This window comes from Sphingomonas sp. PP-F2F-G114-C0414, from assembly GCF_003688595.1.
Classification (GTDB): Bacteria; Pseudomonadota; Alphaproteobacteria; order Sphingomonadales; family Sphingomonadaceae; genus Sphingomonas.
Genome location: NZ_RCWT01000010.1, coordinates 1 through 20,447 on the forward strand (window position 1 = coordinate 1; position 20,447 = coordinate 20,447).

Consider the following 20,447-nt stretch of genomic DNA (forward strand, 5'->3'; position numbering starts at 1 on the left):
CCTTCAAGACTTTCTCCAGCGAGCATGCGGTCCATCAATGTCTCGTTGTAGCGGCCGTTCTCAATGGCATCGACGATGTCTGCCTTAGCCTCATTGATCTTGGCCAGCTTAGACTCCGTTGCGGTGCGAGCGCAACGGCAAAATTGGTGGAAAGCAGCTCGGCCGCTATCAGCGATCGTCGTAAAAAGCCGTTCGTTCCGGGGGGGGCAGGGCAGGGGCTCGAAAGTACGCAATCCTCGCGCTTTCACGAAGCGGTCGGAAGCCGTTAAACAACCATCGCACGATTTCAGGAGCACCTTAGAGCCGAGAGCGGGCCAGCTACGGGAAGAATGCCTCGCTCAAGGCAAGTTCGGCGCCCGCGTCTGGGCCGGTATCGGATGCGAGCGTTCATCGATCTCCCACCCGCCTTGCCGCCTGCCCGGCGGTTCGAGTACGGTTCAGTTCCCTTACCAAGAAAGGGAAAGCTGACCGGATGTCTCCGCGACTCGTCCAAGACGGTATCTGTACTATCCGGTAGTCGTATCGGACGATCTTAGTCGGCTCGACGGGGCCAGTCTCCGAGCCATCGTTCTGCTGACCGGTACGAACAGCCACGACATGCTTACGATCGTAGCACAGCATCGATTCAAATCCGCTGGCCGGATCGAGCTGGCGGAACCATATATATTGCATACCGGCTGATTTCGGTTCAATGCGCACTCGGGGGCAATCGCCTCCCGCGTCGGCGCGGTCGAGACGCACTCGCCGTACAAGGCCAGCGGCCACCAAAGCGTCTATGCGTGGCTCGGCGAGAGCTTCGGCGCTAAACTCGATGGGGGATGTGGCAGACAATAGCGGTGCGCATTGACGTTGCCCTTCCACCTGCTCGCGTATCCGCTGTATCGCATCGTCGGGTTTCGCCCGCGGCTTCGCGGCGTTTAGATGACAACCGGCCAGCAGCGTGAACGAGCAGGCCGAGCGGCACTAAGGGCTGTGCAACGTTCGAGAGCCAAGAAAGTACTTGCTCCGCAGCAGCGACCTCCTTCCCCCTGCCTGATTGGCGTTGTTCTTCCCGGATAGCCCCCCGCTTCATAAAAAGCTTTGCCCCGTAACTGCTCGCTCGCCGGTTTTAAATTATAAACATTCCCCTGGAGCATTCACGCGACTTTGGATGGCTGTCCATATGTTTGGCGTATCCCGCATGATCACGGCGGTGGCCTTTTCGCCTGCGCGTTGTAGGCTTCCCGGAATTCCTTGGCGAACACGTCCATGAACGCCTCGTCTGAACCGTGCGCAACGCCGCCGAACTCCCGTTCGTACGCCTGCCATAGCGCGGCGTCTCGGGCTGCGGGTAGGATCCGCTCGAGCAGTCCTTTCGACTCGGCGCGCGTGCGGATCGCGGTCGGGGAGAAACGGTCGAGCGTCGCTCGCAAGGCACCCTGCATGGCGCGGATCGTCGCCATCTGGTGCGATTGCAGGTCGACATACGCGTCTTCGATGGCGTTTTCAGCGTCCATGAAGCCGCGTTGGGGGGGATTGAGCAGCATCGCCATCGCTTCTTCGGGCGTGCGGGCGAACTTGATCGGGTTGTTGCCCTCGGGGGTGAAAGCGGTCATCTCCGCGCCTAACTGCGCCTTCGCACGGGCGCGGGCCTCGACCATGACGACCAGCCCGGCGACGAGCCGACGCAGCAGGCGGCCGCTTCGTGCCAGTACAACGCTGGGCTCGTCGGTCACCTGCTCCTTACGCAATCCCATTTGGGTCAGGAAAGCGTCAATGTCTCCTCGCGGCTGCGATGCAGGCGATGCAGGCGGCGCGGACGATGCCGGCGGTGCGGAAGGGGCAGGGGCGGGGCTCGACGGCGGTGCGTCCCAGCCCGACGGAGTCATTTGCGGCGCCGCCGCAGGGAGCGCATCACGCGCCGCGGGCCGCGAAAGACCGAGCGGGTCGGACGGTGCCTCCACGGGCTGGCCAAAGCCGCCTCTTGCCCAATCGACCACATTGCCTTCCGCAATCCGACCCCAGACATCGTCGGGCGACGGCGTCGCAGGGCGGTCGGGCGCTGCGCTCGACCAGCCCGATGCAGGGTCCGGTGCGGGAACGTGCGCGGTCCACGCCGAAGCGACCGGTACGTCGGGTGCGGCCTGCGTTGCATGCCAGCCACCGCCCGTGGCGGTTGGCGGCGCAAGGGGTGTCGGCGACCGGTGCGGTTCCTGCCGTGCGAGGCCAGGGCCGATCTGCGGCTGCCACCGTCCGCTCGACCCTGCCGCCGCCGCTATCGGCGTGCTGTCCCAATGTTGCGCGGCCCCGTAGCCCGACGCGCCATAGGGATCGGGCGTCGAAGGAGCTTCAGGTGTCGCGGCGAGACCATTGTCCCAGCCACGCCATTCAGCCGACTTGGGCAGTTCGGCGGTCTCCGCCGCGATCGACGCGCTGTCGCCGGTGAGCCGCGCGGCGATCTCGTAATGGCCAATCTGCACCACGTCGCCATGCTTGATCCGGTGTGGCGCCGGCAGCCGCGTCGATGCGCCGTTCAGATATGTGCCATTGGTGCTGACATCGGTCAGGATATAGCCGCTGCCGTCGAACATGATCTCGAAATGGCGCGACGAGATGTGATTGCGCGGATCGGGCAGGCTCCAGTCGCACGAGGCCGCGCGCCCGACGACGGCACCGCGGCGGCTGAGAACGAACTCGGTCGGCATGCCATTGTCGAGTCGTGCGACATTCCCGATCGTCAACGTGAGCGTCATGGTTTCGCCAGCGCCTGAACCCCGCGTTCCGCAACCTGTTCGGCGAGCGCGAGCGCCTCGGCCATCGCCGCATCGGGCGTCCCGCTGCGATAGGCCGATGCCTTCACCGCGCCGGCAGCATAGCGCAGGCAGGCTTCGGGAGGCGCGAGCACGGGGGCGGCATTCATGGGCGCGATCGATCCGCCTGAATAGAACACGGCCATCCCCAGCAGACGTTCTGGGCTACGTTGTCCGGCCGCCTCTGCGGCGGTGTGGGTCGCTCGACGATTGGTATCGCTCGGCTCGTCGATCCAGCGCATCGCATGATCCAGCGCGAGTTGATCGCGGATCGGCAGGCTGCAATCGCGGGCATGATCGTGCAGGCATCGTGCGGCCCAGGCGACCGCCTCCTGGCGCGGGAGCGCGTGCGCGATATAGTCGACCGCATCGGCTGGGGCGTCGCCGCGACGAAGCGAGTCATAGCGCGCATGGAGATCGTCCGCCGCGGGCGGAAGATCGTCCTCGTCGACGTCCATGAGCGCGAACACCTGGCGCGCCTGGGTCAGTTTCACGATGGGCCAGCGGCTCATGGATTAATGAACGTCTGTGCGCCCTTAAGGATCAGATTGGCGCCAGCCTTCACCAGCGTATCCATGCCGCGGAAGATCGCGTTCACCTTGCCGTGGATCGATACGGTGTCCGCGGTCATGCTGATGCCCGTCGGCGTGATGAAGACGTGCGACTGGCCGACCTTCAGCAAGATGCTGTCGGTCGCGCTGATTTCGAGCGTCTTGCCGACGATCAGCTTGTCGTGATCGCCGATCGTGGTCTTGCGGTTGTGGACGACTTTGACCGTCTCGTTGTTGCCGACCTCGGCAGTGCGGTCGTACCCGACGACTTCGCCTTGGTTGTGGCCGACGTGATGCGTTTCGTCGAAGCGCACGCGCGTGTTCATGTCGCGCTCGGCGTGGACGAAGATCTCCTCCTGGCCGCCCTTGTCCTCGAATCGCATCTCGTTGGCGCCCGGCGCGCCGGTGTCGAGCGGCCGAGCATTGGGATACGCCCCCGCCTGACCGTAGCGCAGCGTGCGCCACAGCACGCGCGTCTTGTTCGCGGGCAGCGGATAGACCGGCATGTTCGATTTGTTGAACACGCGCCCGACGACGAGCGGGCGGTCGGGGTCGCCGTTGAGAAAATCGACAAGCACTTCGTGGCCGACGCGCGGCAGGATCAGATTGCCGAGCCCGCCGGTCTGCGACACGCGGATCCAACAGGTCGATTTCTCGCCCGGCGTGTCCTTGCGATCCCAGTGGAAGCGGACTTTCACCCGACCATATTCGTCGGTGTAGATCGTCTCGCCGGACGGTCCCGTGACGACCGCGGATTCGAGCCCCTGGACCACCGGGCGCGGGGTCGACTGGATCGCCTGATAGGTCGTGTCCGCCGGGATCGCGTCGAAGCGGACGTTGAACGACAGCTCGTCGCCCTGCTTGCCCGATCGATAGGTCTCGGCGGCGATGCTGTGATAGGTCGAGGTGACCATGTACGCGGCATTCATCCGCGCCGCCGGATGCTTTGTGACATTGACCAGCGTCCCGCAGGCGAGCCCTGCCGCCTGCGACGTGCCGGTGAACACGCGACGCCCGGCGCGCAACCCGTCGAGCACGGTCTGGCTGCGTTCCTGCCCGGTCTTCTGCTGATCCTCGCGGCCCGTCTTCTCGCGCGTGTAGCGGCCGGGATAGTGGAACACCTCGCGGTCGTCGCGCGGGTGTGCGCCTTCCGAATCATGCACCGCGACCAAGGGCTGATCGGGCGATTCGAAATCGAAGTCGCGGTAGGTGACGCGCGATTCCGCACCGGTCGAGACGCGCTCGGTCCAGGCCTGGAGATGCGATGCGGGTTTCGCGAACCGCTCCTTCGATTCGGAGGCGAACACCGACACCGCGTTCTGGTTGAATTCGAGCGTCGCGGGATCACCGGCCAAGTGGCATTTCGGCCCCTCGCACAAGATCATCACATGACGCTCGGCATCGTGACGGAAGAAGTAGTAGATCCCTTCCTCTTCCATCAGTCGCGAGATGAACGCGAAGTCGCTTTCCTTGTACTGCACGCAATAGGCGCGTGGGATGCGCGTGCGTGACAGCCGCGAATACTCGATGTCGGATATGCCCGCGGCTTCGGTAACCTGCTTGATGATCTGGATCACCGTCAGATCCTGGAAGATCGCCATGTCGCGGTTCTGCGCGAGGAAATACGTCCAGGGCTGCAACGTCAGCCGGTAATGATGCCCGCTCGTACTCTCGCGATCGTACGCCGCCGACGTGATCAGGCCGTGAAAACGACGCACGACCTGACTGTCCTCCAGCACGGCCAGCGCGGTCGGCTTGCCGAGGTGGGGCTGCAGATCGATTTCGAGCGGCGATATAATATCCGCCGTGATCGAAAAGGGTCGACTGAGCGTCTCGACGCTGTCGATGCGTTCGAGCACGACCTGTTCGTCGCCGACATCGATCGACATCTGAGTTAAACGGGATGGAGCGCCCGACGCCATCGGTCTTCCTCGCCTTTTGAACGGCCCGTAGCAGGCGGCAGGCCGATAAATAGCCGGATCGTCGGACGGATCAATCCCAAGAAATCCTTCCGGGTCTGCAATTCAGCAACTTGGATGTTACATCGAAAATGGACGTAGATATGCGACAGCAGTGTTAACCATCGCGCCTTGCGATACTGGATCTTTGTACGTAAACCGCGACTAGAAATTCAGTAGACGCACGTCCGGACGCGACTTCTCGGGAGAGTTTAGCAATGCGGTTTCATCGAGTTGGCGTAACGGTTGCCCTGATCGGGATGGTGACCACGCCATTGGTTGCGCAGGACACGGCCAAGCGCGCGCCTAGCGTCGAAGGCTATCTTTGCACGTTCGCGGGCAAATGCGGCGGGGCGCAGACGGACGCCGGGCAGGCAACGCGCGATGCGCCTGCGACCAAGGGTTTCCGTCTGGCTCGTCCGGCGGGCGAGGCCGGTTCGGCTCAGAAGGCATCGGCGGTTTCCGCCTCATCCAGTGGGTATGTCCGTCCTTCCACCGCGAAGCAGCCCCGCACCGGACGTCGTCAGGCATGGCGCGGTGCGCAAAGCCCGGCGGCTGCGGGTTCGCGCGCTGACGGTGTCACGGCGACGGCCGCGGCGAACGTCGAATCGTTGGGGCAGCGTCGTGCCGATCTCATGATCGGGTTCGATCTCAACTCTGCACGGATCAGTCGCCAGGGGCTCGCCTCCGCGAGGGTCTTCGCACAGTCGCTGGTCCGTCCCGAACTTTCCGGAACACGCTTCCGGATCGAAGGTCATACCGACTCGCGCGGCAGCCAGGCGTTGAATACGTCGCTGTCGGCGCGGCGTGCGCAGGCCGTCGCGGACTTCCTGGCGTCGCAGGGGGTCGATCGGTCACGCCTCGTGACGCGCGGGTTTGGCGCGAGCGTGCCGTTGCCAGGGCATAAGCCGGGGGATCCGGCAAATCGCCGTGTCGAAGCCGAGTTGGTGCCGTAAGGCGCTGATCATGGTGCGTTTCGTCGAAACTCATGCCGGCCCCGTGGCGGTAATCGCATCGCGGCGGAGGCGTAGGTGACGGTCGAGGATCTTCTCGAACCCGTTTCCGCGGACGCGCCGGCGGGCGAGGACCTGTCCTATGACGCCGAGCGTCAACGGATCGAGGAGGCATTCGAGGTCGCCTCGCTTGCGGCGGACGTGTCGGAGGCGGTCGACTGGCGTGAGACGATCGCGCTGATCGAGGCACAGAGTCGGCGTACCAAGGACGTGTGGCTGGCAGTCTATCTGGCACGCGCGGGGACACGGACGGGGTCGCTGGAAATCGTCGAGACGGGCTGCGCGATGCTCGCCGGTCTGTTCGATCGTTACTGGGACAGCGTCCATCCGACGCTGGACGAATATGGTATCCAGGGACGAAAGGGGCCGTGTGAATCGCTGACGCGGATCGCCGAATTCCTTGGGCCGTTGCAGCGGACGGTGCTGCTTACACATCCGCGACTGGGTAGTTATTCGGGCGACGATTTTGCGCGGTTCGCACGTGATGGCGATGCCGCGGAGGGCTATGGCCTGTTTCGCGCTGCGCTGAACGACACGCCGCTCGACGTACTGGAGACGGTGCTCGGCAGACTCGACCAGATTGAGGCATCGCTGCGCCAAGCGGATGCGATCCTGACCCGCGAGGCAGCGGCTGCCGACGAAACGGGCACCAATTTTGCGCCGACATTCGAGGTGCTGTCGGCAATCCGTCGCGCAGTCGCGCCGCACGCCGGTGTCGAGGTGGAGGCGGTTGCGGATCGTATGGAAGAACCCGCCAGCGATATCGAGGCGCCGCCTTCGAAGGGCACAGCCGTCGGTCGGGTCGACAGCCGCGAAGACGTGATGCGCGCGCTCGATGCGATCAGCGACTATTACCAGCGTCGCGAGCCTTCGAGCCCGATTCCGGTGGCGTTGCGGCGCGTCCGCGGCTGGATCGGGCTGGATTTCATGGCAATTATTAAGGATATTGCGCCCAACAGCGTCGCCGATGCCGGAACGGTATTGTTGACGAGAGTAGAGGAAGACGGCGCAACGAATTGGTAACGCTGTATAATCGAATTTACTTCATGCCTTTTTCGTTTCGGTTGGAGCGAAACAGGGGGTCAAAGCTTTCTAAGCTGCTAGTCTGAGTTGAAAAGGACGGGGAATGGCGATCAAGAGCGGACAGCGGTTCATTCGCGAAAACAGGGCGCCGCGCGTCCATATCGAATATGAAGTCGAAACCTATGGCGCGCGCCAGAAGGTTGAATTGCCGTTCGTGATGGGCGTGATGTCCGATCTGTCGGGCAAGAGCCATGTCGAGCGCAAGGCGACCGATCAGCGCGACTTCGTCGATTTCGACATGGACAATTTCGACCAGCGCATGGAAGCGATCGCGCCGCGGGCGGCGTTCGCGGTCGACAACTCGCTCAGCGGCGACGGCAAGCTCGCCGTCGATCTGACGTTCCGCAGTATGGAGGATTTCTCGCCGGGCCAGGTGGCGCGCAACGTCGAGCCGCTCGCCAAGCTTCTCGAAGCGCGGACGCAGCTCGAGGATCTGCTGTCGTACATGGACGGCAAGAACGGCGCGCAGGAATTGCTCGACAAGGTGCTGAAGGATCCTGACCTTCTCGCCGCGCTGTCCGCAGCGAAGCAGGCTAAGGCGGCCGAGGCTGACGCCGCGCCGGACGCGCCGACCAACGGCGCTGCATAAGCACAAACCCAGAGCGGATTGGAACGAGGATATGGCGCAAGACGCGCTTCAGCAGAACCCATCTCAGCCGCATGGCGAAGAGGTCGCGCTAGACGAATTTTCAGCGCTTCTGCAAAAGGAGTTCAAGCCGACCGATGCCGCGCGGCAGACGCGGATCGAGCAGGCGGTGCAGACGCTGGCGCAGCAGGCGCTGTCGAATGCGGCGATCATCGGCGGCGACGTGTTCGCCACGGTCGACGCGATGCGCGCGGCGATCGACGCCAAGCTCAGCGAACAGATCAACGCGATCATCCACAACCCAGAATTCCAGAAGCTGGAATCGGCGTGGCGCGGTCTTCACTATCTCGTCATGAACACGTCGACGGGCAAGGACATGAAGATACGTGTGATGAACATGTCGAAGGAGGAATGTCGCAAGATGTTCCGCCAGTTCCGCGATGCGGCGTGGGACCAGAGCCCGCTGTTCAAGAAGATCTACGAGTCCGAATTCGGCCAGCTCGGCGGCCAGCCCTACGGTGCGTTCGTGTGCGACTACACGTTCGATCATAGCGCGCCCGATCTCGAAGTGATGAAGGGGCTGGCGCGCATCGGCTCGGCGGCGCACTCGCCGTTCATTGCCGCGGCGGCGCCGTCGCTGCTCGGGATGGAGAGCTGGACCGAATTGTCCAATCCGCGCGATCTCGGCAAGCTGTTCGACGCGACCGACTATGCCGCATGGCGGACGTTCCGCGCGTCGGAGGACAGCCGCTACATGGCGCTGGCGATGCCACGTTTCCTTGGTCGGCCGCTGTACGGCGCGAAGACCGAACCGGTCGACGAGTTCGATTTCGAGGAAAGCTCGACGGGGTCGCACGACAAGCATCTGTGGCTCAATGCGGCCTATGCGATGGGCACCCGGATCACCGAGGCGTTCAGCACCTATGGCTGGTGCACGCGGATCCGCGGCGTCGAATCGGGTGGTACGGTGCAGGATCTGCCGACCGCGACCTTCCCAACCGACGATGGCGGCATCGACCTGAAGTGCCCGACCGAGATCGCGATCTCGGACCGGCGCGAGGCCGAGCTGTCGAGCGCCGGTCTGATGGCGTTGATCCACCGCAAGAACACCGACCAGGCGACGTTCATCGGCGCGCAGACGCTGCACCGCCCGAAGAACTACGAACTGGCCGATGCGACCGCGAACGCCAATCTGTCGGCGCGACTGCCGTACATCTTCGCCAGCTGCCGCTTTGCGCATTATCTGAAGTGCATGGTGCGCGACTGGGTCGGCGGCACACGCGAGGCCGATCAGCTCAAGCGCGACCTGAACAACTGGGTCCTGCAATATGTCGACGGTTCGCCGTCGACGTCGAGCGAAGAGACGAAGGCGCGGCTGCCGCTCAAGAATGCCGCGATCGACGTGATCCCGGACGAAAGCAATCCGGGCTATTATCTTGGGAAGTTCATGTTCGTGCCGCATTATCAGCTGGAAGGCATGGACATCGCACTCAGCATGGTTTCCAGGCTTCCCAAGACTTCCGGCTGAGCCAAATCCTGCCATCGTAACGTCTCGTGACGATGGCTGTTTTCATGATGTGGGAGAAGTATCATGGCAGTAGATCTGTTCTTGAAGATTGACGGCGTTAACGGCGAATCGCGCAAGAAGAACCACCAGGACGAGATCGATATCATCTCGTTCGACTTCGGTGCGGTCCAGCAGGGCTCGTTCCACACCGGCGGTGCCGGCGGTGGCTCGGGCAAGGCCGAGATCTCCGACATCCGCATCCAGAAGCAGGTCGACAAGTCGTCGCCGATGCTCTTCAAGGCGTGCGCGTCGGGCAAGCACATCAAGGAAGCTGTCATCTATTCGCAGAAGGCGGGCGATGGCTCCAATCCGCTGACCTATTACAAGATCAAGCTCGAAGACATCATCGTCTCCGACATCCACAATTCGGGTTCGTCGGGTGGCGATTCGATCATGGAATCGGTGACGTTCAACTGTGCGAAGGTCACGTTCGACTACCAGGCGCAGAACGCGCAGGGCGGCAAGGACGGCGGCGTCGTCACCGCGTATTACGACATCCGGCAGAACGAAGCCGGTTGATCTTGAAGACCGAGGGGAAGTCCGTGGAGCGGATGATGCGCGATGCGGACCAACTCGTGAAATCGGGCGATCTCGACGGTGCGCGACGCGCACTCGTCGAGACCGTTCGGTCGTCCCCCGGCGATGCGTCGGCGCGGATGTTCCTGTTCCAGGTGCTTGCGCTGGCCGGCGAATGGGACAAGGCGAGAATTCAACTCGATGCGCTGGCCAAAATCTCGCCCGAGGCGCAGATGCTGTCCGTCGTGTACGGGCAGGCGATCGCCGCCGAGCGCGAGCGGGCCGACGTGATCGCGGGGCGAACGCTGGCCGCCCAGCACGTCGCGTCCGACTGGATGCAGGGCGTGATCGAGGCACTTCAGCATTTTGGCCAGGGTCGCGTCGCCGAGGGCGAAGCGGCGCGGGATGTCGCTTTCGATGCAGCACCGGACACCGCCGGAACTCTCGACGGGGCGGCGTTCGACTGGATTGCGGATGCCGATGGTCGGTTCGGGCCGTGCTTCGAGGCCATCATCGGCGGGCGATACGGATTGCAGGCGTTCGACCAGATCGAGCGGATCGTGAGCGAGGGACCACTCGATCTTCGCGACGTCATTTGGTATCCGGTTCAGATTACGTTTCGTACCGGGCAGTCGGTCGCGGCGCTTTTGCCGGCGCGCTATCCAGGCACCGAGACCGAAGGCGATTCCGCCGAACGGCTTGGGCGGTCGACGAGTTGGCGGGACGGCGCGGCGGGATCGGTCGGATCGGGGCAGCATCTCTGGTCGCTGTCGAACGGCGCCGAGCACGGCCTGTTGTCGCTGCGCGCGCTCGTCTTCGCCTGATCCGTCATGGCCGTAACGCAGCGCCTGACGCCGACCCTGTTCGACAAGCTGGTCGCGGACATCGAGATTTCGGGGATGCGCGACATGAGCGACGACGCGCCCGATATCGCGCGGGAGAAATTCCGGCATTATTCGGTGCCCAAACTCGAACGCTTCAACGAAACCGCGCTGCGTGCGACCATCCGTCGCGATCTCGCCTGGTTGTTGAACACGACGAACCTGGAGTCGCTTGTCGACCTTGAGGCGTATCCGCACGTGCGCGCCTCGGTGTTGAATTACGGGCTGACCGATCTGGCCGGGCGCACGCTCAACCGGCGCGCGGTGCTGGCACGGGCGCGCGAGACGCGGAAGGCGATCCGCGTGTTCGAGCCGCGCATCCGGCACGACAGCCTCACGGTCGAGCCGGTCGAGGATCCCGATCAGCCGCATTCGCTGACGTTCGTGATCCAGGGCGACATCACGTCCGCAGCGCAGCTGATGCCGGTCAAGTTCCGCACCGAGGTCGAGGCGGAGACGACGGCGGTGAACGTCCGTGAATAGTCTTCGGGGGCGGCGCGGATGAGCGGCGGGATCGATCCGCGGCTGCTGCGATTCTACAACGACGAACTCGCCTATCTGCGCGAGGAGGCGGTGGCGTTCGGGCAGGAGCATGAGGCGGTCGCCGGGCGTCTCGGGCTGAAGACGCCGACCGATCCTGATCCATACGTCGAGCGGTTGCTGGAGGGCGTCGCGTTTCTCGGCGCGCGCGTCCAGCTGAAGCTGGCGGATCAGTATCCCGAATTCACCCAGCATCTGCTCCACGCAATCCAGCCGCATTATCTCGCGCCGATGCCGTCGATCTGCATCGCCGGGTTCGAACCGCGCGATGGCGATCCGATCCTGCTCGACGGCTACAAGGTGCCGCGCGGGACCGAGATGACCGCGACCGCGGCGGATCATGCGAACGCGCCGGTGCAGTTCCGCACCGGGCACGACGTGACGCTGTGGCCGTTGAAGATCACGCAGGTCGAATATCTGTCGAGCCGCGCCGCGGTGGCGCCGTTCGTGTCGGCGACCGGCGTGCGCGCCGAGGCCGGCTTGCGGCTGCGGTTCGAGTCGACCGGCGGCTTCGACCTGCCGACCGTGCTGCCCGCGTCGCTGCCGATCTATCTCGCCGGATCGGAAGCGGTGCCCGCCGAACTGTACCGCCAGATCATCGGCGAGACCCTGGCGGTGATCGGCCGGTCGGCGGACGCGGCGGCGGGGCCCGAGGGCTGGCTGCGGTTGCCGCAACCCGAGCAGGTCGGGTTCGGCGACAGCGAGTCACTGTTGCCGTCGGAGCAGCGGTCGTTCCGCGGCTACCGGTTGCTCGCCGAGTATTTCGCGTGTCCCGAGCGCTTTCTGTTCGTCGACCTGAAGGACCTGGCGCGGGCGTTCAAACAGTCGCCGCGCGCGTGTGACATCGTGATCCTGTTCGGGCGGTCTTCTCCGGTGCTGAACAACGCGCTCGAACCCGCCAACTTCAAGCTGTTCGCGACGCCGGCGATCAACCTGTTCGAGAAGCAGCTCGGCCGCGTCCAGGTGTCGCGGTTCGACCATGAGCATCACGTCGTTCCGGACCGGACGCGGCCGCTCGATTTCGAGGTGTTCCGGATCCTCGACGTGAAGGCCTATGCCCGCGACAAGGTGGATTCGCGCACCGTCGCGCCGCTCTATGCGTTCGGCGCGCTGCTCTACGACTGGCAGGAGGCGTTGTTCTACGCGACGCAGCTGCGCCCGCGCCGGCTGTCGACACGCGAGCAGCGGTTGCGGCGACGGCATGAATATACCGGCACCGAAACCTGGGTCAGCCTGACCGCGCCGGGCGATGCGACCCGGCTCGACGAGGTGCATGAACTGGGCGTCCGCGCACTGGTCACCAACCGCGAGCTGCCCGAACTGCTGACGTTCCGCGGTGATTCGAACTTCGTCGTATCGGGCGTCCCGGCGCGTGCGGTCACGGTGTTGCGCGCGCCGACCCGGCCGCGGCCACCGCTTGGGCTGGGCGATGCGGCGTGGCGCGTGATCGGGCATCTGACCCCCAATTACATGACGCTCGCGCCCGAGGATGGTGACGATCCGCACGTGCTGCGCGATCACCTCGCGCTGTACGGTTGGCAGGACGATGCGGGTCTGCGGCGGCAGATCGACGGCGTGCTGGGGATTCATTCGACCAAGGTGGCGCGGCGCGTGCCCGGGCTCGACCGGATGGCGATCGCGCGTGGCCACCGCATCACGATCAGGCTCGACGATGCGGCGTTCGACAAGGGCCGGATGTTCCTGTTCGGTGCGGTGCTCGAACGCTTCCTGGCTGAATTTGCGAGCATCAATGCGTTTACCGAGACTCATTTCACCAGTGCCACCGAGGGGGAGTTCGCCAAATGGCCGCCGAGGATAGGCCGCCAACACACCATCTGAGTTTCCTTCGGGACGCAGCAGCCGATGCACGCCGGTTCGGGTTGTTCCCGATCGCGCGTGGGGCGGAGGCGCGCGCGCCGCATCTGCCGCGGATCGGCCACGCACGCCGTCCGTCGCAGAGCATCGCCGACCTGGCGCAGGTGCCGACGCTGGCGTTTCCCGATGCGACACTGGATTCGGTCGAGGTCACCGGGGATCGTGCGCGCGTGTCCGGATTCTGGCTCGGGTTGACCGGGCCGATGGGGCCGCTGCCCGCGCATCTGACCGAATTCGCAGTGTTCGAAAGCCGCTATGCCAAGACGCGGCCGTTCGGGCGCTGGCTCGACCTGCTCGCCAACCGCATGTTGCAGCTGTTCTACCGGGTATGGGCGGATTCGCAGCCAGCGGCGCAGGCGGATCGGCCGCTCGACGACCGGTTCGCGCGCTATCTCGCGCAACTGACCGGGACGGGCGAAGGCGTGGCGGAGGATGCCGCGTTCCCGGCGCGCGCGCGGCTGCATTATGCGGGGCTGTTCGCGTCGCGGCGCAGTGCGGTCGGGATCGAGGATGCGCTCAGCCATCTGTTGCGCCAGCGCGTCAACGTTCTCGAATATCAGCCGCGTTGGCGCGACGTCGAGCGTGACGACCAGAGCCGGCTGGGGCGCGGCTTCAGCGGGCTCGGCACCGACATGATGATCGGTCAGCGGGTGCGGGTGGCGTCGGATGCGTTCCGCGTCGTGGTGCGCGCCAATTCTCTGCACGAATTCGAGGCGTTGCTGCCAGGCGGCGATCGGTTCCGGATCGCTTCCGAGGCACTCGATGCGTTCGCGCCGAGCCATCTGGAATGGGATATCATGATCGAGATGGAGGAGCGCCACGCACGGCCCGCCCGTCTCGACGGACGCGCGCGGCTCGGCTGGACCGGGTGGCTGGCACCGGGGCAGGGCGACCGGGTCCGTGCCGACGCCCGGCTCACGCGCCGCGCCGCATCACGCAGACAGACTGCTCAATCGACTACGGGGGATATGTAATGACCGAGATCAGCCGCACCGCGTTGTTCGGCCGCCTCGATACCGCCACGCGGAAGGCGATCGAAACCGCGACCAGCTTCTGTAAGATGCGCGGCAATCCGTATGTCGAGCTGGTTCACTGGGTGCACGTCCTGCTCCAGGATCCACGCAACGACGTGGCCGCGATCCGCGCCGCGTTCGCGATCGACGATGCGCGGCTGGCCGCCGACGTGACCGCCGCGCTCGATTCGTTGCCGCGTGGCGCCACTGCGATCTCGGACTTCGCGCCGCAGATCGAGGAGGCGATCGAGCGTGGCTGGGTCTATGCCTCGTTGCAGTTCGGCGCCGGGCGCGTGCGGAGCGGGCATTTGCTGTACGCGATGGTCCGCACGCCGACGCTGCGCAACGCGCTGTTCGCGATCAGCGGCGAGTGGCGCAAGGTGCAGGCCGACCGGCTGGGCGAAGACTTCGCGACGATCGTCGGCGCCTCGGCGGAGACCGACGAAGCGCCGGTCGCTGCGGAGGCTGGCGACGGTTCTCCTCACGCGGGCGGCAAGGTCGGCGAAGCGCTGGCGGCGTATTCGATCGACCTGACCGCGCGCGCGCGCGCCGGCGAGATCGATGCGATCGTCGGGCGCGATGCCGAAATCCGCCAGGTGGTCGACGTGCTGTTGCGGCGGCGGCAGAACAACCCGATTCTGGTCGGCGAGGCAGGGGTCGGCAAGACCGCGGTGGTCGAGGGCTTTGCGCGGCGGATCGTCGACGGTGACGTGCCGCCGGCGTTGCAAGGCGTGACGCTGCGCTCGCTCGACATCGCATTGATGCAGGCGGGCGCGGGCGTGAAGGGCGAGTTCGAGAAACGCCTGCGCGCGGTGATCGACGAGGTCGAGACGTCCGAGACGCCGGTGATCCTGTTCATCGACGAGGCGCACAGCCTGATCGGGGCAGGCGGGCAGGCGGGGACGGGCGATGCCGCCAACCTGCTGAAACCGGCACTGGCACGCGGGCGGCTGCGGACGATCGCGGCGACGACCTATGCCGAATATCGCCAGTATTTCGAGAAGGACCCGGCGCTGACCCGCCGCTTCCAGACGGTCGATGTCGGCGAGCCCGAGATCGATACCGCGATCGCGATGCTGCGCTCGGTCGCGCCGATGATGGAGGCGCATCACGAGGTCGTCGTGCTCGACGAGGCGGTCGCGGCGGGGGTGACGCTGTCGCAGCGCTATGTGCCTGCGCGGCAACTGCCCGACAAGGCGGTGAGCCTGCTCGACACGGCGTGCGCGCGCGTGGCGGTGTCGCAGCACGCGACGCCGGCGCCGGTCGAGGATCGCAGGCGACGGCTCGAACTGCTCGAGGTCGAGCGTGGCGTCGTCGAGCGCGAGGCGACGGGGCGGTACCGCGAGGATGATCGGCTGGGAGAACTCGACGAGGCGATCGTCGCGGCCCGCGCCGATGTCGAGGCGGTCGAGGCGAAATGGGCGGCGGAGAAGGATGCGCTCGACGCCGTGCGCGCAGCCCGCGATGCGCTGACCGAGGAGGCGTCCTCGGATCCGCTCGATGCGGCGCTGGCGGCGATGCGCGCGGTGCAGGGCGATGCGCCGATGGTGTTCGGCGTGGTCGATGGCGACGCGATCGCCGCGGTGGTGGGGGACTGGACCGGCATCCCGATCGGCCGGATGGTCAAGGACGAGATCGCCAGCGTGCTGACCATCGCCGACAAGCTGAAGGCGCGCGTGGTCGGTCAGGATCATGCGATGGATGCGATCGCCAAGCGCATCCAGACCAGCCGCGCCAAGCTCGACAATCCGTCGAAGCCGGTCGGCGTCTTCATGCTCTGCGGCCCGTCGGGGGTCGGCAAGACCGAGACCGCGCACGCGCTATCCGAACTGCTGTTCTCCGGTGACGAATCGATGATCGTCATCAACATGAGCGAGTTCCAGGAGGCCCATACCGTCTCGACGCTGAAGGGCGCGCCGGCGGGGTATGTCGGCTATGGTCAGGGCGGCGTGCTGACCGAGGCGGTGCGGCGCCGGCCCTATTCGGTCGTGCTGCTCGACGAGGTCGAGAAGGCGCATCCCGATGTCCACGAGATGTTCTTCCAGGTGTTCGACAAGGGGTTCATGAACGACAGCGAGGGGCGGCATATCGATTTCCGCAACACGGTGATCCTGCTGACCTCGAACGTCGGCACCGACCTGATCATGAGCCTGACCGAGGACGAGGAGATGGCGCCCGAGGCTGACGGCCTCGCGACCGCGTTGCGGCCCGAACTGCTGAAGGTGTTTCCACCTGCGCTGCTCGGGCGATTGCTGGTGCTGCCCTATTATCCGCTGAGCCCGGCGATGCTGACGGGGATCGTCGGGTTGCAGCTCGACCGGATCGTCCGGCGGGTGCTCGACAATCACGACATCGCGCTCGACTATGACCAGGCTGTGGTCGAGCATATCGTCGCGCGCTGTACCGAAGTGGCGTCGGGCGGGCGGATGATCGATGCGATCCTGACCAACACGATGCTGCCGGCGATGTCGGTGGCACTGCTCGAGCGGCAGATGCGCGGCGAGCGGGTGGCGGCGATCACGATGCGGGTCGAGGACGGCGACTTCGTCTACGACTTCCGCGCACGCGAGCCCGTGAAACGCGCGATCGCGGCCGAGCCGACGGTGGAGGCGGTATGATCCGGGCGCCGCTCCTGCCGGGAATCGTCGCTGCGGCGGTCTTCGCCACAGGGTGCAGCGCGCAGCCTCGCGCGGCGGCAGCGGGAATGCCTGCCGACGTTCGCGCATTCGTCGCCAAGCGGACGCAATGCGATCACTTCAGGGGCGAGGAGCCCTATGATGCAGCGCGTGCGGCGGACCTCGATCGGCGGATGCGCGCGACGTGCACGGGCACCGATGCGACGCTCGCGCGGCTGAAGCGCGCTCACCACCGCGACCGCGCGGCGATGCAGGCGCTCTCCGCCTATGACGCGCGGATCGAATAGACCATGGCCAGGGCACCCGCCGCCACGCCTGCGCAGACCGCCGAGCTTCAGCGGTTGCTCAACCTGCGCGCGAGCACGCTGGGGATGACGCCGCTCAGGACCGATGGCGTGCTCGACGGTGCGACCAGTCGAGCGATGCGGACTTATGCCTCGCGCGTGATGGGCCGCAGCTCGTCCCGCGGCGACCTGGTGACCGCGCTTGCGCAGCAGTCGCCCTCGGACCTGTTGCGCGAACAGGCGCGGGCGCGGGAAGCATCGGCGAAGCTGAGCGGGGCGGACTGGTTTCGCCGCAATCAGGCGCGGTTTCCCAACAGCGACAGGGTCGCCGATCTCGCGCCGGCCTTCGCCGCGCAGGTGACCCAGTTCCTCACCGCGCTGGCGAACGCGGGGACGATCGTTCGGATATCCTCCACCCGGCGCAACCGCATCCGGGCGTGGCTGATGCATTATGCGTGGCAGGTCTCGCACGGGGCGGTCGCGCCCGCGGACGTCCCCGACGAACCGACGGCGGGGATCATCTGGGATCACGGCGACGACACCCGCTCGATCGCCGCGGCGGCCGAAATGGTCGCGCTGTTCGCGATCCGCTTCAAGCCGTCGCTGACCTCGAACCATATCGCCGGGCTGGCGATCGACATGACGATCAGCTGGTCGGGCCCGATCGAGATCGTCGATGCCGCTGGTGCGACACAGCCGATCGACCAGCCGCGCAATGGCAACGACAACGCGACGCTGCATACGGTCGGCGCAAGCTACGGCGTCAGGAAACTGTTGTCGGATCCGCCGCATTGGTCCGTCGATGGGCGGTGAGTTGTAGAGAAGCACTTACGTTAGCGAAGCCTCTGGCAAGGAGTTGTTCATGGCGCAGTTGCAAGGTTCGGTCGGACTTCACGGACTCAACCGCAAGGTCGACGTCACACATGTGCAGGAGGCTCTGCGGGCGTCGGGCCATTCGCCTGGTCCCATCGATGGTCTGTGCGGTAGGCGGACGATCGGCGCGATCGTCGCCGCGCAGCAACGGCTTCTGGCGCGTCCCGATGGACTGGTCGAGGTGCTTGGCCCCACCTGGCGGTCGCTGAGCCGGCCCGCAGCAACGGTGGCGAGCCGCGCGGCGCCGGCGATCGCGAACCGGACCGCCGCAAGCCACGGCGCGGGCTCTGCTGCGTCACAGGCTCCTTCTGCGTCACAGGCGCCTGCTGCGCCGCCGACGTCCAGTCGCGGATTGCGGTATACCGATCACCTGCCGCTGCCGACCCGCGGGTCGGTCAACGTCGGGATTCGGTCGCCGTCCAATCACGCTGTCATCGCGCGCCTGGGAACACCACGCGAGAGTTTCACGCAGGACTGCCAGCCGCCGACCAACCAAGCCTTCAAGAAACTGGTCGTGACGACCGATGTCGGGCCGTTTCGTGTCACGGGACTGCGTCCGGCTGTCGAGAGCTTGGCGGCGATCTTCCTTGAAGTGCGACGGCTGCACCCCGACCTGCACACCAGGCTGGGGACCGCAGGGATGATGTGCTGTCGCAACGTCCGCGGATCGTCCCGGTCGATTTCCAATCACGCCTGGGGTACGGCGATCGACATGAAGATCGACGGCGAACTGGTACCCCGCAAGGCGCGGCATGTGAATCTGGGACTTCAGTTGCTGGCACCGATCTTCAATCGACATGGCTGGTATTGGGGCGCGACGTTTTCGACGCCTGATCCCCATCACTTCGAATGCGGTGCCGATCTGTTGGCGACGTTCCATGCGTAAGCTCGGCTTGGCACTAGTCATCGCCCTGTCGGCCTGCGGCGCGAGGGCGGCACCGACCTGCCGTGCCGTCGCGCCGGCGGCGATCGCGAGCGGCACGGCCACGTGGATCGGGCCGTGCGCGAACGGCATGGCGGAGGGCGTCGGCACGTTGCGCGTGGCGCGGCGTGGCGGATCGCCAGGATTGTTCTTCGGAAAAATGGTCAGGGGTCGTCCGTTCAGTGGGGTCATGCCGACCGACCGTGGAGACTGGCGACCGGCGTGGCGGTTCGACGCCGGTCTCAAGGCCCAAGACGACCCCAGCGGCGATCGGCAAGCGAGCATCGACATTTATCGTTTGGCCGTCGCCGGCGCCAACGAAGCCAGTCGGCGCTACCGGGCAACCGGCAATCTCGCCTCTGCACGGTTCTATTCCGCGCAAGGCAAGCGGCTCGGCGAGGCGCTCGAATAGGAGGCGGGCGAATAGGCGACCGGGGGCGATTGCGGATCCGGCCTATCGCGGCGCCCGGCCCGAGAGCCCACCGTGCGTGCGACTAGGGCTTTCTGGCGTAAAACCCTGAAAAGCTGACGTTTGCGCCGCCGCAATTGTCGTTGTCGCGTACCAGCAGATAGGGGCCGCGCCGGATCATGCGGACCTTGCAACTGAACTCGTCTCCGCCGGTGTAGGGCAGGGTGCGACCTTCTCCCTCGGTGAAGGAAAGAACACCCCCGACGGGGCGGCTTATGCCGTTGAGCGTGCCGACGTGCACGCTCCCGTGTTCAGCGCGCCAGGCGCTCATGCCCCAGGTCGCGTCGCCCTTTACCGACAGCATTCCGCCGGGGGCTGCCTTGATCACGATATCTTGTTCGGGCGCGTACCAATGCCCCGCCCAGTCGGCTGGGATCTGCGCTGCAGCAGGCAGCATGTTGAGCCCCGCGCTTGGCAGCCAGCCGATCGTGCCGCTACCGCGCGGCCCCTGGAAGCCCGTGCAGGTGTAACCGTTTCGGGTGTTGCCGGCGAGCACGATATCGCCTGTCGTGACATAGGCGCGGGACTGGCAAGCCGCACCGGCAGCGGGGCATCCTGGACCGGTATCCTGGACAAAATGGACCCGCGGTGTGGTTCGGTTTATCGCGGCTGCGCGCGTCTGCGAGTGGATGAGATCGGTCCAGACGCACGTGGCGGACGCGGCGGAAGACCACATCGCACAGGCGAACAGCGGTACGACGAGCCGTCCAACACGGTGTAGTATTGCGGTTCGCAATACAGGGCGGCCCCAACGCTCGCGTTCGTGCAAATGTGCTATCATTATTACCTCAAGGTTACGCTCGCCGTATTTTCCGTGTGTTACACCTGATCTGCCATCTACGGCGAAACACCTCAATCGGATCTTCCACTATTCCAGATCCTGTCGCCGTT

19 protein-coding genes are annotated in these 20,447 nt (G+C 65.4%); 15 read left to right on the plus strand and 4 right to left on the minus strand.

The window, feature by feature from the left end; all coding sequences use genetic code 11:
* A partial coding sequence (locus tag C8J47_RS19325; protein WP_220683340.1) for a hypothetical protein occupies window positions 1-269 on the plus strand: 269 nt, incomplete at its 5' end.
* A gap of 915 nt (window positions 270-1,184) precedes the next feature.
* On the opposite strand, the gene tagH is transcribed toward C8J47_RS19325, so the two are convergent.
* Genes tagH through C8J47_RS05275 form a run of 3 tightly spaced genes read right to left on the minus strand, consistent with a single transcriptional unit; the run spans window position 1,185 to window position 5,229 of the window.
* Window positions 1,185-2,732, minus strand: coding sequence for a type VI secretion system-associated FHA domain protein TagH (tagH, locus tag C8J47_RS05265; protein WP_121884771.1), 1,548 nt, complete (start codon window positions 2,730-2,732; stop codon window positions 1,185-1,187).
* Window positions 2,729-3,301: a DUF6931 family protein gene (locus C8J47_RS05270; RefSeq protein ID WP_121884772.1), complete on the minus strand. Its 573-nt coding sequence runs from the start codon at window positions 3,299-3,301 to the stop codon at window positions 2,729-2,731. Before C8J47_RS05270 ends, tagH begins: the two co-directional genes overlap by 4 nt.
* A complete protein-coding gene (locus tag C8J47_RS05275) occupies window positions 3,298-5,229 on the minus strand; it encodes a type VI secretion system Vgr family protein (RefSeq protein WP_183129026.1) in 1,932 nt (643 codons plus the stop codon). The genes C8J47_RS05270 and C8J47_RS05275 overlap by 4 nt, the downstream gene beginning before the upstream one ends.
* Before the next feature lie 287 nt (window positions 5,230-5,516).
* Here C8J47_RS05275 and C8J47_RS19455 point away from each other — a divergent pair, with 287 nt between their 5' ends.
* The 14 genes from C8J47_RS19455 (at window position 5,517) to C8J47_RS05345 (ending at window position 19,499) form a co-directional block, all read left to right on the plus strand.
* Window positions 5,517-6,254 (plus strand): OmpA family protein, encoded by a 738-nt coding sequence (locus tag C8J47_RS19455; protein ID WP_121884774.1) that lies wholly within the window; start codon window positions 5,517-5,519, stop codon window positions 6,252-6,254.
* A gap of 75 nt (window positions 6,255-6,329) precedes the next feature.
* Window positions 6,330-7,334, plus strand: a complete 1,005-nt coding sequence (gene tssA, locus C8J47_RS05285) for a type VI secretion system protein TssA (protein WP_121884775.1) — start codon at window positions 6,330-6,332, stop codon at window positions 7,332-7,334.
* A gap of 103 nt (window positions 7,335-7,437) precedes the next feature.
* A complete protein-coding gene (gene tssB, locus C8J47_RS05290) occupies window positions 7,438-7,983 on the plus strand; it encodes a type VI secretion system contractile sheath small subunit (protein ID WP_060525596.1) in 546 nt (181 codons plus the stop codon).
* A 31-nt stretch (window positions 7,984-8,014) separates the two neighbouring features.
* Window positions 8,015-9,508 (plus strand): type VI secretion system contractile sheath large subunit, encoded by a 1,494-nt coding sequence (gene tssC, locus C8J47_RS05295; protein ID WP_121884776.1) that lies wholly within the window; start codon window positions 8,015-8,017, stop codon window positions 9,506-9,508.
* 63 nt (window positions 9,509-9,571) lie between these two features.
* Window positions 9,572-10,066, plus strand: a complete 495-nt coding sequence (locus tag C8J47_RS05300) for a type VI secretion system tube protein Hcp (RefSeq protein ID WP_060525594.1) — start codon at window positions 9,572-9,574, stop codon at window positions 10,064-10,066.
* Window positions 10,063-10,887: a type VI secretion system accessory protein TagJ gene (locus C8J47_RS05305; protein WP_259467369.1), complete on the plus strand. Its 825-nt coding sequence runs from the start codon at window positions 10,063-10,065 to the stop codon at window positions 10,885-10,887. Before C8J47_RS05300 ends, C8J47_RS05305 begins: the two co-directional genes overlap by 4 nt.
* Before the next feature lie 6 nt (window positions 10,888-10,893).
* Window positions 10,894-11,427, plus strand: a complete 534-nt coding sequence (gene tssE / locus C8J47_RS05310; RefSeq protein WP_060525593.1) for a type VI secretion system baseplate subunit TssE — start codon at window positions 10,894-10,896, stop codon at window positions 11,425-11,427.
* 18 nt (window positions 11,428-11,445) lie between these two features.
* Window positions 11,446-13,323 carry a type VI secretion system baseplate subunit TssF gene (gene tssF, locus C8J47_RS05315; protein ID WP_121884777.1) on the plus strand — a complete coding sequence of 626 codons (1,878 nt, stop codon included), beginning with the start codon at window positions 11,446-11,448 and terminating at the stop codon, window positions 13,321-13,323.
* Window positions 13,287-14,333 (plus strand): type VI secretion system baseplate subunit TssG, encoded by a 1,047-nt coding sequence (gene tssG, locus C8J47_RS05320; RefSeq protein WP_121885335.1) that lies wholly within the window; start codon window positions 13,287-13,289, stop codon window positions 14,331-14,333. Before tssF ends, tssG begins: the two co-directional genes overlap by 37 nt.
* A complete protein-coding gene (tssH, locus tag C8J47_RS05325; protein ID WP_121884778.1) occupies window positions 14,333-16,990 on the plus strand; it encodes a type VI secretion system ATPase TssH in 2,658 nt (885 codons plus the stop codon). The genes tssG and tssH overlap by 1 nt, the downstream gene beginning before the upstream one ends.
* The gene (locus tag C8J47_RS05330) at window positions 16,987-17,295 is read left to right on the plus strand and encodes a hypothetical protein (protein ID WP_121884779.1); all 309 of its coding nucleotides are present in this window, start codon (window positions 16,987-16,989) and stop codon (window positions 17,293-17,295) included. The genes tssH and C8J47_RS05330 overlap by 4 nt, the downstream gene beginning before the upstream one ends.
* A 3-nt stretch (window positions 17,296-17,298) precedes the next feature.
* Entirely contained in the window at window positions 17,299-18,105 is an 807-nt protein-coding gene (locus tag C8J47_RS05335) for a hypothetical protein (protein ID WP_121884780.1), read from the plus strand.
* Between the two features lie 49 nt (window positions 18,106-18,154).
* The gene (locus tag C8J47_RS05340) at window positions 18,155-19,051 is read left to right on the plus strand and encodes a M15 family metallopeptidase (RefSeq protein ID WP_121884781.1); all 897 of its coding nucleotides are present in this window, start codon (window positions 18,155-18,157) and stop codon (window positions 19,049-19,051) included.
* On the plus strand, window positions 19,044-19,499 hold the full coding sequence (locus tag C8J47_RS05345) for a hypothetical protein (protein ID WP_121884782.1): 456 nt from the start codon (window positions 19,044-19,046) through the stop codon (window positions 19,497-19,499). Before C8J47_RS05340 ends, C8J47_RS05345 begins: the two co-directional genes overlap by 8 nt.
* 82 nt (window positions 19,500-19,581) lie before the next feature.
* On the opposite strand, the gene C8J47_RS05350 is transcribed toward C8J47_RS05345, so the two are convergent.
* Window positions 19,582-20,052 (minus strand): hypothetical protein, encoded by a 471-nt coding sequence (locus C8J47_RS05350; protein WP_121884783.1) that lies wholly within the window; start codon window positions 20,050-20,052, stop codon window positions 19,582-19,584.
* Window positions 20,053-20,447: the final 395 nt, after the last annotated feature.